This window comes from Actinomadura sp. NAK00032 (assembly GCF_013364275.1).
Lineage (GTDB): Bacteria > Actinomycetota > Actinomycetes > Streptosporangiales > Streptosporangiaceae > Spirillospora.
Genome location: NZ_CP054932.1, coordinates 7782342 through 7795470 on the forward strand (window position 1 = coordinate 7782342; position 13129 = coordinate 7795470).

At 74.7% G+C, this 13129-nt stretch carries 13 protein-coding genes; 6 read left to right on the plus strand and 7 right to left on the minus strand.

The window, feature by feature from the left end:
* Window positions 1-42: 42 nt before the first annotated feature.
* Genes HUT06_RS35660 through clpS form a run of 3 tightly spaced genes read right to left on the minus strand, consistent with a single transcriptional unit; the run spans window position 43 to window position 1355 of the window.
* Window positions 43-462, minus strand: a complete 420-nt coding sequence (locus tag HUT06_RS35660) for a Mov34/MPN/PAD-1 family protein (protein WP_176199738.1) — start codon at window positions 460-462, stop codon at window positions 43-45.
* Window positions 463-514: 52 nt separating this feature from the next.
* Window positions 515-1054: a DUF2017 domain-containing protein gene (locus HUT06_RS35665; RefSeq protein ID WP_176199739.1), complete on the minus strand. Its 540-nt coding sequence runs from the start codon at window positions 1052-1054 to the stop codon at window positions 515-517.
* A 4-nt stretch (window positions 1055-1058) separates the two neighbouring features.
* Window positions 1059-1355 (minus strand): ATP-dependent Clp protease adapter ClpS, encoded by a 297-nt coding sequence (gene clpS / locus HUT06_RS35670; RefSeq protein ID WP_089326695.1) that lies wholly within the window; start codon window positions 1353-1355, stop codon window positions 1059-1061.
* A gap of 120 nt (window positions 1356-1475) precedes the next feature.
* Between clpS and HUT06_RS35675 the strand changes: the two genes are divergently transcribed.
* From HUT06_RS35675 to HUT06_RS35685, 3 genes are all read left to right on the plus strand, one after another.
* Entirely contained in the window at window positions 1476-2822 is a 1347-nt protein-coding gene (locus tag HUT06_RS35675; RefSeq protein WP_176199740.1) for a nicotinate phosphoribosyltransferase, read from the plus strand.
* A 62-nt stretch (window positions 2823-2884) separates the two neighbouring features.
* Window positions 2885-3466, plus strand: a complete 582-nt coding sequence (locus HUT06_RS35680; RefSeq protein WP_176199741.1) for an isochorismatase family protein — start codon at window positions 2885-2887, stop codon at window positions 3464-3466.
* Between the two features lie 2 nt (window positions 3467-3468).
* Complete coding sequence (locus HUT06_RS35685; protein ID WP_176199742.1) at window positions 3469-3996, plus strand: gluconokinase; 528 nt, start codon at window positions 3469-3471, stop codon at window positions 3994-3996.
* 43 nt (window positions 3997-4039) lie between these two features.
* Here the strand turns inward: HUT06_RS35685 and HUT06_RS35690 are convergent, their stop codons facing one another.
* Window positions 4040-4960 carry a hypothetical protein gene (locus HUT06_RS35690; protein WP_176199743.1) on the minus strand — a complete coding sequence of 307 codons (921 nt, stop codon included), beginning with the start codon at window positions 4958-4960 and terminating at the stop codon, window positions 4040-4042.
* A gap of 121 nt (window positions 4961-5081) precedes the next feature.
* On the opposite strand from HUT06_RS35690, the gene HUT06_RS35695 reads away from it, so the two are divergent.
* The gene (locus HUT06_RS35695) at window positions 5082-7658 is read left to right on the plus strand and encodes an FtsX-like permease family protein (protein WP_176199744.1); all 2577 of its coding nucleotides are present in this window, start codon (window positions 5082-5084) and stop codon (window positions 7656-7658) included.
* Window positions 7659-7674: 16 nt separating this feature from the next.
* Here HUT06_RS35695 and HUT06_RS35700 read toward each other — a convergent pair whose 3' ends face one another.
* Window positions 7675-8979: an APC family permease gene (locus HUT06_RS35700; RefSeq protein WP_302931863.1), complete on the minus strand. Its 1305-nt coding sequence runs from the start codon at window positions 8977-8979 to the stop codon at window positions 7675-7677.
* Window positions 8980-9034: 55 nt separating this feature from the next.
* Between HUT06_RS35700 and HUT06_RS45395 the strand changes: the two genes are divergently transcribed.
* Together HUT06_RS45395 and HUT06_RS35710 are read left to right on the plus strand one after the other, a co-directional pair.
* On the plus strand, window positions 9035-9796 hold the full coding sequence (locus tag HUT06_RS45395) for an ArsR family transcriptional regulator (RefSeq protein ID WP_176199745.1): 762 nt from the start codon (window positions 9035-9037) through the stop codon (window positions 9794-9796).
* On the plus strand, window positions 9793-10191 hold the full coding sequence (locus tag HUT06_RS35710; RefSeq protein WP_176199746.1) for a VOC family protein: 399 nt from the start codon (window positions 9793-9795) through the stop codon (window positions 10189-10191). The genes HUT06_RS45395 and HUT06_RS35710 overlap by 4 nt, the downstream gene beginning before the upstream one ends.
* 43 nt (window positions 10192-10234) lie before the next feature.
* Here HUT06_RS35710 and HUT06_RS35715 read toward each other — a convergent pair whose 3' ends face one another.
* Window positions 10235-11986, minus strand: coding sequence for a DEAD/DEAH box helicase (locus tag HUT06_RS35715; RefSeq protein WP_176201843.1), 1752 nt, complete (start codon window positions 11984-11986; stop codon window positions 10235-10237).
* Between the two features lie 36 nt (window positions 11987-12022).
* Window positions 12023-13033, minus strand: a complete 1011-nt coding sequence (locus tag HUT06_RS35720; protein WP_254715555.1) for a zinc metalloprotease — start codon at window positions 13031-13033, stop codon at window positions 12023-12025.
* Window positions 13034-13129: the final 96 nt, after the last annotated feature.

The window sequence follows — 13129 nt, forward strand, 5'->3', positions numbered from 1 at the left end:
TCGACCAGTTTACCGGCCGCGACCATCCCGATCAGCTCCGGCTCAGCCCGCGTAGGAGTCGACGACGGAGACCTCTTCTTCGGTCACTTCCCCGTCCACGATCCGGTACGACCGGAACTCGGTGTCGTCGTCCGCGCGGGTCGACACGAGCACGTAGTGGGCGTTCGGCTCGGACGCGTAGGAGATGTCCGTGCGGGACGGGTACGCCTCGGTGGAGGTGTGCGAGTGGTAGATCACCACCGGCTCCTCGTCCCGGTCGTCCATCTCCCGCCACACCTTCAGCTGCTCCTGGGAGTCGAACCGGTAGAACGTCGGCGACCGCTCGGCGTTGGCCATGGCGATGTACCGGACCGGGCGGTCCGAACCGGCCGGCCCGGCGATGACGCCGCACGCCTCGTCCGGGTGGTCGGCGCGCGCGTGCGCGATGATCTTCTCCACGAGGGCGCGCTCGATCGTCAGCATGGCCCCGAGCCTATGGCAACGGCTCCCGGGCTTCTCGCAAGGGCTCCCGGGCTTACCGCAGCGGCTCCCACAGGACGCGGACGAGGCTCTCCTGGAGCATCGTCAGCCAGTCGTAGACGGCGAACAGCGAGGCGCGCGGGTCGAGCGGGTCCATCCGGTTCGCCTCCTCGTACCACTCCTCGGTCACGTCGAGCCGGGTGCCGAGCGCCAGCCGGATGTCGTTCAGCGCCCGCAGCCAGCACTGCGCCTGCTCCTCGTCGAGGACGGCGTCGGTGCCCTCCTCGCCGAGCGCCGCCAGCACCGCCCCGGCCGCCTCGCGCTTGCCGTCCCGCAGCCCCATCTCGGTGTAGCGGCGGAACTCCCCCGCGGCCTCGCCGTCGTCGCGGTAGGCGTCGGGGAACAGCCGCGCGAGGACGGGGTCGTCCGGCTTGGTGGCGTTCTCGGCGATGCCCATCGCGGCCAGCTCGTCGTCGCCGCCGGGGGCGTCGCCGATCAGCGCCAGCAGCTGCTCCATCAGGGCGCGCAGCAGCGCCGTCTCCTCGGCCTCCAGCCGCACCTCGACGCCGCCCCCGGACCTGCTCACATCGGTCATCGGCTCAGTCGTCCCGTTTCACGGTCGCCCACAGCCCGTAGGAGTGCAGGATCTCCACGTCCCGCTCCATCTCCTCGCGGGTGCCGTTCGCCACGACCGCGCGGCCCTTGTGGTGCACGTCGAGCATCAGCTTCTCCGCCTTGGTCTTCGGGTAGCCGAACACGGTCTGGAACACGTAGGTGACGTACGACATCAGATTGATCGGGTCGTTCCAGACGATCGCCAGCCAGGGCCGGTCTGCGCTCACGTCCTCCTCGGCGTCCGGCCGCTCCAGCTCGACCGGTGCGGGCGCCGTGCTCATGGCGCTCATCTGCCCGGTTCGCCCCCTCTCTCTCCGTGACTCCTCGCGCGCTGTCCGTCCGCCCGCCGCACCCGATGCTATGCGCCGGTCCCCCCGCCGGGTGCGCGAGCCCGCACATCCATGGTGCCCGCAGTCGGGCTTAGGGTTCCACTTGTGGACCTTGGTGACGGCACCGCCCTGCTGACCGACCAGTACGAGCTGACCATGCTGCAGGCCGCGCTCCGCAGCGGGACCGCGGACCGCCGCGCGGTCTTCGAGGTGTTCGCGCGGAGCCTGCCAGCCGGCCGCCGGTACGGGGTCGTCGCGGGCACCGGGCGGCTGCTGGACGCGATCGAGGCGTTCCGGTTCGACGCCGCCGAGCTGGACTTCCTCACGTCCAACGGCATCGTGGACGAGGCGACCGCGCAGTGGCTGGAGAAGTACCGCTTCAGCGGGAACGTCTGGGGTTACGCCGAGGGCGACTGCTACTTCCCCGACTCGCCGGTCCTGGTGGTCGAGGGGACGTTCGGCGAGGCGGTCCTGCTCGAAACGGTCGCGCTGTCGATCCTGAACCACGACTGCGCGATCGCGTCCGCCGCGTCCCGGATGGTGCAGGCCGCGCAGGGCCGCCCCATCATCGAGATGGGGTCGCGCCGCACCCACGAGCGCGCCGCCGTGGCCGCCGCCCGCGCCGCCTACATCTCCGGGTTCACCACCACGTCCAACCTGGAGGCGGGCCGCCTGTACGGCGTGCCCACGGCCGGGACGAGCGCGCACTCGTTCACCCTCCTGCACGACAGCGAGCGGCACGCGTTCGAGGCGCAGCTCGCCTCGCTCGGCGGCGGCACCACGCTGCTGGTCGACACCTACGACGTGGAGCGGGCCGTCCGGACGGCGGTCGAGCTGGCCGGGCCGTCGCTCGGCGCCGTCCGCATCGACAGCGGCGACCTCGGCGTGATGGCGCGCCGCGTCCGCGACCAGCTCGACTCGCTCGGCGCGCACGACACCCGCGTCGTGGTGACCGGCGACCTCGACGAGTACGGCATCGCCGCCCTGGCCGCCGCCCCCGTGGACGGGTACGGGGTCGGGACGTCCCTCGTCACCGGCTCCGGCGCGCCGACCGCGTCCCTGGTCTACAAGCTCGTCGCGCGCTCGGACGGCCCGGCCGGCGACGCGCCCATGCGCCCGGTCGCCAAGCGCTCGGTCGGCAAGCCGAGCCGGGGCGGGCGCAAGTCCGCCGTCCGCCGCGTCGACGGGCACGGCGTCGCGTTCGCCGAGGCCGTGTCCACCGGCGAGCCGGCCCCCGGGCCGCGCGACCGGCTGCTGCACGTCCCGCTCGTCCGGGACGGCGAGATCGTCGGGCGCGAGGCGCTCCAGGAGGCCCGCGACCGCCACGCCCGCGCCGTCGCCGAGCTGCCCGCGACCGCGCTCCAGCTCTCCAAGGGCGAGCCCGCCGTCCCCACCGAGTTCGTCCACGGGGGCCCGTGACGGTGCGCCGGCGCACGGCTGGGGTACGGTCGGTTCGGGGCAACCGGTAACAGGGAGCGGTCATGGGCAAGAAGGCTCTGATCATCGTGGACGTGCAGAACGACTTCTGCGAGGGCGGGTCGCTGGCCGTGGCCGGCGGCGCGGACGTCGCCACCGCCATCTCCGCGCACGTGGCCGGGCACCGGTCCGAGTACGCGCACATCGTGGCGACCCGCGACTTCCATCTCGACCCCGGCGCCCACTTCTCCGCCGACCCCGACTTCGTCGACTCCTGGCCGCCGCACTGCGTGATCGGCACCCCCGGCGCCGACTTCCACCCCAACCTGGCGCTCGCCCCCATCGAGGCCGTGTTCAGCAAGGGCCGCGAGACCGCCGCCTACAGCGGCTTCGAGGGCGTCTCCGACGATGAGACGCCGCTCGCCGACTGGCTCGCCGCCCGCGGCGTCGACACCGTGGACGTCGCCGGCATCGCCACCGACCACTGCGTCCGCGCCACCGCCGTCGACGCCGTCCGCGCGGGCCTGCGCACCACCGTCCTCCTCGGCCTCACCGCGGGGGTCGGCAAGACGACCGTCGACCGAGCCCTCGACGAGCTGCGCGCCGAGGGCGCCGCCCTGATCGGAGACCCGGTGGTGACCGCCTGACCATGAGCACCGCACCCCCCACTGTGATCGTCATCGCCGGTGTGTCCGGCAGCGGCAAGACCACCATCGGAACCCTCCTCGCCGAGCGCCTCGGCTGGGAGTACGCCGAGGCCGACGCCTTCCACTCCGAGGCCAACATCGCCAAGATGCGCGCGGGCCACCCCCTGACGGACGCCGACCGCGCCCCCTGGCTGCGCACCATCGCCGCCTGGATCACCGACCGCCTCGACACCGGCCGCCCCGGCGTCGTCACCTGCTCCGCCCTGAAGCGCAGGTACCGCGACGTGCTCACGGCCGGGAACCCCGACGTGGCGATGGTCCTGCTGGACGGCGACCGCGACCTCATCGCCGCCCGCATGAAGGCGCGCAAGGGCCACTTCTTCAAGGCGACCCTCCTCGACACACAGTTCGCCGACCTCGAACTCCCCGCTCCCGACGAGGACGTCTTCACTGCGCCGATCACCGGCACCCCGGAAGAAACGGTCGAGCACATCATCAAGGCGCTGAGCCTGAACACCGCTCCCCGCTGACCCGGCCCGGGGACGTCCGCCGCCTCGGGCCGCCGCCCCAGGCTCAGTGCGGGCCCTCGAAGGCGCCGTCCCGCTCCAGCAGGGTGATGCCGAGGACGAGGCCGCGGAACGGGTCGCCGGCGGCGGGGGCGCGGGCGACGTCCGCCTCGTAGGCCAGGCACAGCGCGGCCAGCCGGATCGCCGTGATCCTGTTCGCCGTGGCGGGCGCCCGTTCGGTGAGGACCGGGACCGCCGTCTCCTCCAGGCGGCTCACCGCCTGCCGCGCCCACGCGCTCGGGGACGTGCCGTCGAGCACCCGGCGTCCTTCGCGGACGTTGCGGGTCAGGTCGCCGGTGGCGGCCGCGTTGCCGCGTGCGAGCCGGACGCATGCCGCGCCGTGCAGGACGTCCGCGACCCTGCGGCGCCACGCGCGTTCAGGCTCGGCGCTCAACAGGTAGTGGCGGGCGTGGTAGTACAGCCCCCGTTTGAAGACACGGCTGAGGGCGCGGTCCAGCAGCCGCGATCCGGCCTCACCGCTGCCCAGGTCGGCGGGCAGCCCGATGGACGCGGCACGGGCGTTGCTCCGCTCCTCGTCCCACTCCGTGCTGAGCCTCCCGGCCCGCTCCTCGTCGATGGGGATGTCGGGGTCGGTGGCCATCGAGTACCGCGCGTACGCGTCGTTCTCGCGCCTGATGGCGACGCTCAGGCTCCTGGTCGCGTCGACGGCGTCGGTGAGGTCGCGGTCGGCGTCGTGGTCGGGGACCAGGGCGCGGGCCAGTTCCCGCGCGGCCACCCCGGCCTCCTCGATGTCCTCCCGGCAGTCGGCGGCCATGTCCTGCGCCACCCAGAGGGCATGGTCGCCGTAATGGTGGTGGAGGTTCCAGACCGCGCGGACCAGCAGCATCCGTGCGAGCAGCGGCGCCGCCCGGTCGACGTCGGCGGCGATGTGCGCGGCGAGCGTCCTGCGGTCGATCGGCCGGTCCATCAGGAGCTCCCGCCCGCCGGAGGCGTTCCGGCTTCCGGAGAAAGTCTAGGCAGAAGACCGCTCCCGGCAAGATATAGTCTCAGTTGAGATTATCTCGCCTGAACAAACGGGAGGAGGCGGCATGTGGCTCATCGCGCGCCGTTCGCTCGCCGAGGGGCGGTTGCGGCTGGCCGCGACCCTGCTGGCGGCGCTGGGGTCGATCGCGCTCATCGCGGGCTCGCTGCAGTTCGCGCTGCGCGCCCAGGAGGCGGTCGCGGGCAGCGACGCCAGCGAGTACTTCCGCGCCGACGTGCTCGTACAGGGCGGGACGCCGGACCCCGGCGACCCGAACGCGCCGCCGGACGGCCGCGTCCGGCTGGACCGGGTCGCGTCCCGGCCCGGTGTGGCGGCCGCCGCGGGCGACGCCTCGGTGGCGGTCACTGCCACCGGTTCCGACGGACGGGCGATCGCAGCGGCGGCCGAGGGCCGGACGCTGCTGCGCCCCTGGGTGTCCGATCCGAAACTGGCCCCCTACAAGCTGGAGAAGGGGCGCGCTCCGACCACCGACGGCGAGGTGGCGGTCGTCCAGTACATGACCCGCGCAGGCAAGGCCGGCGTCGGCGACACCCTGACCCTGACGCTGCCCCGCGAGACGCGCCGGGTGAAGGTCACCGGGGTCGTCACCGTCCAAGGCCGGGACGCGGTGGCGGCCGGGAACCTCGTGCTGGCCCCGCCCGAGACCGTGCGGCGCGCCGCGATGCTGCCTCCGGGCACGTGGCAGAGCGTCTGGCTGAAGGCCGCCCCGGGCATGTCCGGCGAGCGGCTGCGCGGCGAGCTGGCCCGGGACCTCGGCAACGGCGCCACCGTGCGCACCGCCGCGTCCGTCCGGGACGCGCAGGCCGCCGCCGCGGCGGGCGAGGGCGCCTCGGTCGCCGGCGTCATCGGCGGGCTCTCCCTGGTGGCGGTCTTCGTCGGCCTGTTCACGGTGGCCAACACGTTCGGCACGCTGGTGCGGCAGCGGACGCGGCGGCTGGCGCTGCTCGGCGCGATCGGCGCCACACCACGGCAACTCGGACTGCTGATCCGGCTGGAGGCGCTGGCGCTGGGCGCGGTCGCGGCGGTGGGCGGCGTGGCCGCGGGCTTCCCGCTGGCCGCGGTCATCATCCGGTTGTTCGCCCGGGACGGCTTCGACGTCTCCGCCACCGGTCCCCGGTTCGGCTGGGTCGCGCTGGGCGTCCCGGCCGCCGCCGGCCTCCTGGTCACCCAGCTGGCCGCGTGGCGGGCGGCGCGCCGCGCCGCCGGCGTCTCCCCCGTCCAGGCGCTGCGCGGCACCGCCACCGAGCCCCCGGAACGGCACCGGCCCCGCCTCCTCGCAGCGCTCGCCCTCTTCGCCGGCGCGGGCTTCTGGTGGGCGGTGGCGACCGCGATCCGCGTCAGCGATCCCCCCGGCCAGGACCGCACGTTCGGCGTCGCCTTGATGGTCCTGTTCGGCTCGATGCTCGCCATGACCGCCCTGACCGTCCTCACCCCGCTCTTCGTCGCACCCCTGGGCGGGCTGGTCGGACGCGCCGGGAGGCTGCTCGGCGGCGAGACCGCGCGGCTCGCGCACGCCACCATCACCCGCAGCCCCCGCCGGGTCTCGGCCGCCGCGTCGTCGCTGACGCTGGGCGTCGCGCTGGTCGCCTCGGTGGCGCTGGTCGCGCAGTCGGTGAACGACCGGTTCGCGGAGGCGGGACGGCAGGTCATGGCGGCCGAGCACGCCGTCACCGCCACCGCCAGGACGGCCGAGGGCGCGCCCGCGCCGCTCGCCCGCGACGTGGCGGACAAGGTGGCGGACGCACCAGGCGCGACCCGCGCGACCGCCCTCACCCAGACCGAGGTCGGTCTCGTGTCACCACCGTCCCCCGACGACGACCCCGAACCGTTCCGCTTCCTGGTCAGCGGCGCCGAGCAGACCGGGCTGCGCGACCTGCTGCGCCTCGGCGGCGCCCCGCCCGCGCTGGGCCCCGGGGAGATCGCCGTCGCGTCGACCGTCATGAAGGAGCGGGGGCTGCGGCCCGGCCAGGAGATCACCGTGCGGGCCGCCCGCGGCCGGGTCGCGCTCACGGTGGCGGACGCCTACCACGACCCCTCCCACCTGTTCGCCGAACAGGCGCTCGTCGCTCCGGCGACGATGGACGGGCTCGACCCCAACGCGGCGACCCGGGCCGTCCTGGTGCGGGGCGGCTCGTCCGAGGCACTGGCGCGGGCCGTGGCGGACGTGCCCGGCGTCCGGGTCCTCGACCGCGACGCGTACGTGGACGCCGCGTCGTCCTCCCTCACCCGGCCGCTGCGGGCGACCTACACCTTCATCGGCATGGCCCTGCTGCTGGCGCTGTTCGGGATGGCGACCACGGTGTCGATGGGCGTCGCGGAACGCACCCGCGAGTTCGGGCTGCTCGGCGCCGTCGGCGCCACGGTGCGGCAGATCCGCGCGATCGTCCGCTGGGAGGCGGCCACCGTCGTCGTCCTCGGGACCGCCCTCGGCCTCGCGATCGCCCTGGGCACGCTGACCCTGCTGCACGTGACCACCGGCAGCTCCTTCCTGCGCCCGGACCCGCCGTGGTGGCTGTTCCCGATCGTGGCGGCGGGCGCAACGGCGGCGACGCTGGCGACCTCGGCACTCCCCGCCCGCCGGGCCGCCGCGGTCCCCGTCCTGGAAGCCGCCAAGGCCGACTGACCCCCGCAGGCCCGGCTCAGCCGGAACGGACGGCGCGCGACCGGTGGCGCAGCACCAGCCACCGGCCCGCCAGGCCGGCGGCGAACATGGCCACGCCCGCGAGGACGGACGTCCACGGAAGGGTGGCGACCAAGGTCAGGCATCCGGCGGCGCCGAGCACGTTGAGGGCGCGCGGCCGGCGCCGGTCGGACGCGGGCTGGGTGAACGCGGAGACGTTCGCGATCGCGTAGTAGACCAGGACGCCGAACGAGGAGAACCCGATCACACCGCGCAGGTCGACGGTGGCGGCCAGGACGCCGACCACGACCGCCAGCGCGACCTCGGCGCGGTGCGGAACCCGGTGCCGGGGGTGGACGGCGGCGAGCCCGCGCGGCAGGTCGCCCTGGCGGGCCATCGCCAGGGCGGTGCGTCCGACCCCGGCGATCAGGGCGAGCAGCGCGCCGAGCGCCGCCAGCGCTCCACCCGCTCGCACCACCGGCGCCAGCCCGCCGGCGCCCGCCGCCTCGACCGCGGCGGCCAGCGGCGCGGCCGCCCCGGCGAGCCGCTGCGGGCCGGCGGCCAGCAGCACGGCGGCCCCGACCGCCAGGTAGACCACGACGGCGATGAACAGCGCGATCAGGATCGCGCGCGGGATCGTGCGGCGGGGGTCGCGCACCTCCTCGCCCATGGTGGCGATGCGGGCGTACCCGGCGAACGCGAAGAACAGCAGCCCGGCGGCCTGAAGGATGCCGTAGGCGCCGCCCGACCCGAGATCCGTCCAGCCCTCGGTCCCCGCGCCGCCGCCGGACGCGACGCCCGCCACGATGCCCGCGACGAGCACGGCCAGCGCGGTGAGGCTGGTGCCGACGAGCACGCGGGTGAGCAGGGCGGTCTTGGTGACGCCGCGGTAGTTGAGCGCGGCCGGCCCCAGCACGCCCGCGACCGCGACGAGGCGCTGCGCCCAGCCGGGGCCCGGCACGGCGTAGGTGGCGAAGGTGAGCGCCATCGCGGCGCAGGAGGCCGTCTTGCCCACCACGAAACCCCACCCGGCCGTGAAGCCCCACCACGGGCCGAGGCGCTCGCGGCCGTAGACGTAGGTACCGCCGGAGGTCGGGTAGGCCGCCGCGAGCTGCGCGGAGGCGACCGCGTTGCAGTACGCGATCACCGCGGCGATCACCAGCCCGACCAGCAGGCCCGCCCCGGCGGCGCGCGCGGCGGGGCCGAACGCGGCGAACACGCCCGCGCCGATCATCGACCCGAGCCCGATCATCACCGCGTCGCCGGTCCCGAGCCGCCGCGCGAGCCGTCCGGGCGCGTCCGCGGGGCCTGAACGAGGCGGCACCGCTCATCTCCCGCCGCACTATTCCATCAAACTGTCTTGATGTATCGTGCGGGGCATGGCCTCGCCGAGTCAAGCCACCCCGGCGTTCCTGCGCCTCGCCGCGCACCCGCTGCGGTGGCGGTTGCTGACCGAGCTCGCGATCGGGGATCTGCGGGTCCGCGAGCTCACGGCGCTGGTGCGGGCCCCGCAGAACCTCGTCTCCTACCACCTGCGGCTGCTGCGCGACGGCGGCCTGGTCACCGCCACTCGCAGCAGCTTCGACGGACGCGACAGCTACTACCGGCTCGACCTCGACCGCTGCGCCCACGCCCTCGCCGACACCGGGACCGCCCTGCACCCGGCACTGCGCCGCACCGCAGCGCCGGACGCCCCGCAGGACTGGCCCCGGCTGGACGTGCTGTTCGTCTGCACCGGCAACAGTGCCCGCTCACCGATCGCCGAAGCGCTCCTGCGCCACCGCACCGCCGGACGCGTGACCGTGACCAGTGCGGGCAGCCGACCGAAGCCGGACCTCGACCCGCGGGCGGTGGACGTCCTGCGCGACCGCTACGGCATCGACCTCGCCGGCCGGCGCCCCCGCGACCTGAAGACCCTGCGCGGCCGACGGTTCGACTACGCGATCACGCTCTGCGACAAGGCCCGCGAGGTCTGCCCGGAGTTCGGCGACCGGTCCCGGCGCGTCCACTGGAGCGTCCCCGATCCGTCCGCGGCTCGCGACGGCGACCGCGGCGCGTTCGAGCGCGCGGCGGCCGACATCGACGCCCGCGTCCGCCAACTGCTCCCCGTCCTCGCTGAGACAACGGAGGCTCACCCATGAACACGCCCGACCAGTACGCCGGCGTCCGCTACCTCGTCGACGACGTCCAGGCGGCCGTCGACTTCTACACCGCCCACCTCGGCTTCACCCTCGACACCGCCGCCGGCCCGGCCTTCGCCGACGTCCGGCGCGGGCCGCTGCGGCTGCTGCTGTCCGGCCCCGCCAGCTCCGGCGCCCGCGCCACTCCGGCCGACGCCGCCGCCCCGGGCCGCAACCGCGTCCACCTCACCGTCGACGACCTGGACGCCGAGATCGCGCGGCTGCGCGCCGCCGGCCTGGCGTTCCGCGGCGACGTGGTCAGCGGACCGGGCGGGCGGCAGATCCTGCTCACCGACCCGGCCGGCAACCTGATCGAACTCTTCCAGCCCGCGCAGCCCGCCCGAGAGCGCGCCTGACCTCGCCGCCCCCGGAGGCGGCCGAGGAGGCGGGCGCCGGGCGTCAGTGGCGGCGCTTGGCGGCCCAGTCGCGGATCTTGGCGATGCGGTCGCGGATCTCGGCGGCGCTGGCCTGCGGGACGGGCGGGCCGCCGCAGGCGCGGCGCAGCTCGTTGTGGATGACGCCCTGGGGCTGGCCGGTGCGGTGGTTCCAGGCGTTGACGAGGCCGTTCAGCTCGCGGCGCAGGGCGGCGATGTCCTCGGCGGCGGTGCGATCGGCGCGGTCGGCGCGCGGGTCGCCGGTCTTGCGGCGGCGCTCGCCGGCGAGCTGGTCGGCCTGGCGCTTGCGCAGCAGCGCCGACACCTGGTCGGGCTCCAGCAGGCCGGGGATGCCGAGGTACTCCTCCTCCTCGGCGGAGCCGGGCTGGGCGTGCATCCCGAACTCGCCGCCGTCGTAGAGGACGCGGTCGAACGTCGCGGACGCCTCGACCGTCTCGAACGGCAGCTCCTCGCCGACGTCGGGGGTGTCCTCCTTGCGGTTGGCCTCGGCGATCAGGTCGTCGTCGAGGCCGTCCTCGCGGACGGGCCGGTCGAGGACGTGGTCGCGCTCCTCCTCCATCTCGGAGGCATGGCCCATCAGCGTCGGCACCGAGGGCAGGAACACCGACGCCGTCTCGCCGCGCTTGCGGGCGCGGACGAAGCGCCCGATCGCCTGCGCGAAGAACAGCGGCGTGCTCGTCGACGTGGCGTAGACCCCGACGGACAGGCGCGGGATGTCGACGCCCTCGGACACCATCCGGACCGCGACCATCCAGCGGTCCTCGGTGCCGGCGAACTTCTTGATCTTCTTGGACGCGGTCGGGTCGTCCGACAGCACGATCGTGGCGCTCTGGCCGGTGACCGCCTTCAGCATCCCGGCGTAGGCGCGCGCGGTCTCGTGGTCGGTGGCGATCACCAGCCCGCCGGCGTCGGGGATGACGCGGCGCAGCTCGGTGAGCCGCCGGTCGGCGGCGGCCAGCACCTGCTTGATCCAGTCGCCCTTCGGGTCAAGCGCGGCGCGCCACGCCTGGGCCATCTGGTCCTGGGTGAGGGGCTCGCCGAGGGTCGCGGTGATCTCGTCGCCGGCGCGGGTGCGCCAGCGCATCTCCCCCGCGTACGCCAGGAAGATCACCGGGCGGACGACGCCGTCGGCGAGGGCGGGCCCGTAGCCGTAGGTGTAGTCGGCCTGGCTGCGCCGGACGCCGTCCGGCCCCTCCTCGTACTGGACGAACGGGATCGGGTTGATGTCGGTGCGGAACGGCGTGCCCGACAGCGCCAGCCGCCGCGTCGCGGGCTCGAACGCCTCCCGCACCGCGTCGCCCCAGGACAGGCCGTCGCCCGCGTGGTGCACCTCGTCGAAGATGACGAGGTACTTGCGCGACTCGGTGCGGTTGCGGTGCAGCGCGGGCCGGGCCGCGACCGTGGCGTAGGTGACGGCGACGCCGTCGAAGTCCTTGCCGACGGGGCCGTCGCTGTTCTGCCACTCCGGGTCGATCTTGATGCCGACGCGGGCCGCGGACTCCGCCCACTGCCGCTTGAGGTGCTCGGTCGGGCACACCACCGTGATCGACTGCACGATCCGGCGCTCCATCAGCTCGCGGGCGAGGCGGAGCGCGAACGTGGTCTTCCCGGCGCCGGGCGTCGCGACGGTGAGGAAGTCGCGCGGGCCGGGCTGGGCGCCGTCCGTGCCGAAGTAGGCCTCCAGCGCCTGCTGCTGCCAGGCGCGCAGGGACGACGCCGTCCCCCAGGCGGCCCGTTCGGGGAACGCGGGGGGCATGCTCGATGCGGCGAAGGTGCTCACGGTCTCTGAAGGCTACCGAGGACCACCGACAGATCGTGCCGCGCCCGCCGCACGTGTGCCGAGATCCACACGGTGGCGGCCGTGCCGCTTCGACCGGTAGGCGGCCCACGAGGACCGGATACGGCGGCCCTGACCTGCGGTGAAGGCGCGCATGCAGGCGTCCTGGGCGTAGTCCATGAAATTGTGGACCGGATCGCGGCCGCGCTGCGGGCAGGTGTCGCGGTAGTGCGGGCAGCCGTTCGCCGGCTCCGCCTCGTACGGGGTGTCGGCCACCCCGTCGCCCGGCGGGACGCAGCCGCCCTCGAACGTGTGCAGCAGGCCGAGCCAGTGCCCGATCTCGTGGACGGCCGTGTACCCGCGGTCGAAGCCCTGGTACGACCCGCCGGGCATGCTGCGGTAGTCGATGACGACGCCGTCCATGCGCGGGGCGCGCCGGTACCACTGGGGGAACGTCGAGAAGCCGAGGACCTCCGACCCGACGGCCGCCGTGTAGACGTTGAGGGTGCCGCGACCGCCCTTGTGCAGGCGCTTCTTCATCGGCTGCTCGTAGCGGTCGGGGTGCTGGAACCAGGCGGCGCTGTCGACGCGGTCGAAGGAGGCCAGGCGGAACCGCACGCGCGTGTCGGCGCCGCCCGTCTTGCCGCCGTACGCGGCGTTCAGCGTCGCGACCTGCCGCCGGGCCGTGCTCTTCGAGAGCCGCCCGTACGGCCCGCTGTGGACGACGTGGAACCGCACCGGGACGACGAGCCGCTTCGCCGCGCGCCGGGACGCGTCGAGGCGCCGCTCGTCGGACGTCCCGAACCGGTCGAGGAGCGTGCGGCGCAGATCGGTGAGCATGGCCACCACCTGGTCGCGGCCGAGGTCGGCCCGGTCGCGGGGGCGCGCCGTCCGGGCGTTCGAGCGGCGGACGCACCCGTCATCGCGCGCCGCCGCCCCGTCATCGCGCGCCGCCGCCCCGTCGGCGCGTACCGTTCCCCCGCCGCCACGAGCGGCGACCGGCGCGGCCCGCCCCCGCTCACCCACCGCACCCGGAACGGCGCACACCGTAATCGACAGTGCGCACAGCGAAACCCCGGCCATCCGCCGCATTCATCCCCCGTAGGTCGAAACCCCGTATGT

Bases quoted from the DNA above. Each gene is read 5' to 3' on its own strand.
- HUT06_RS35660 (WP_176199738.1), bottom strand. From the start codon at position 462: ATGCTGACGATCGAGCGCGCCCTCGTGGAGAAGATCATCGCGCACGCG.
- HUT06_RS35690 (WP_176199743.1), bottom strand. From the start codon at position 4,960: ATGGACCGGCCGATCGACCGCAGGACGCTCGCCGCGCACATCGCCGCC.
- clpS (WP_089326695.1), bottom strand. From the start codon at position 1,355: ATGAGCACGGCGCCCGCACCGGTCGAGCTGGAGCGGCCGGACGCCGAG.
- HUT06_RS35665 (WP_176199739.1), bottom strand. From the start codon at position 1,054: ATGACCGATGTGAGCAGGTCCGGGGGCGGCGTCGAGGTGCGGCTGGAG.
- HUT06_RS35680 (WP_176199741.1), top strand. From the start codon at position 2,885: ATGGGCAAGAAGGCTCTGATCATCGTGGACGTGCAGAACGACTTCTGC.
- HUT06_RS35675 (WP_176199740.1), top strand. From the start codon at position 1,476: ATGGTGCCCGCAGTCGGGCTTAGGGTTCCACTTGTGGACCTTGGTGAC.
- HUT06_RS35685 (WP_176199742.1), top strand. From the start codon at position 3,469: ATGAGCACCGCACCCCCCACTGTGATCGTCATCGCCGGTGTGTCCGGC.
- HUT06_RS45395 (WP_176199745.1), top strand. From the start codon at position 9,035: ATGGCCTCGCCGAGTCAAGCCACCCCGGCGTTCCTGCGCCTCGCCGCG.
- HUT06_RS35695 (WP_176199744.1), top strand. From the start codon at position 5,082: ATGTGGCTCATCGCGCGCCGTTCGCTCGCCGAGGGGCGGTTGCGGCTG.
- HUT06_RS35715 (WP_176201843.1), bottom strand. From the start codon at position 11,986: ATGCCCCCCGCGTTCCCCGAACGGGCCGCCTGGGGGACGGCGTCGTCC.
- HUT06_RS35710 (WP_176199746.1), top strand. From the start codon at position 9,793: ATGAACACGCCCGACCAGTACGCCGGCGTCCGCTACCTCGTCGACGAC.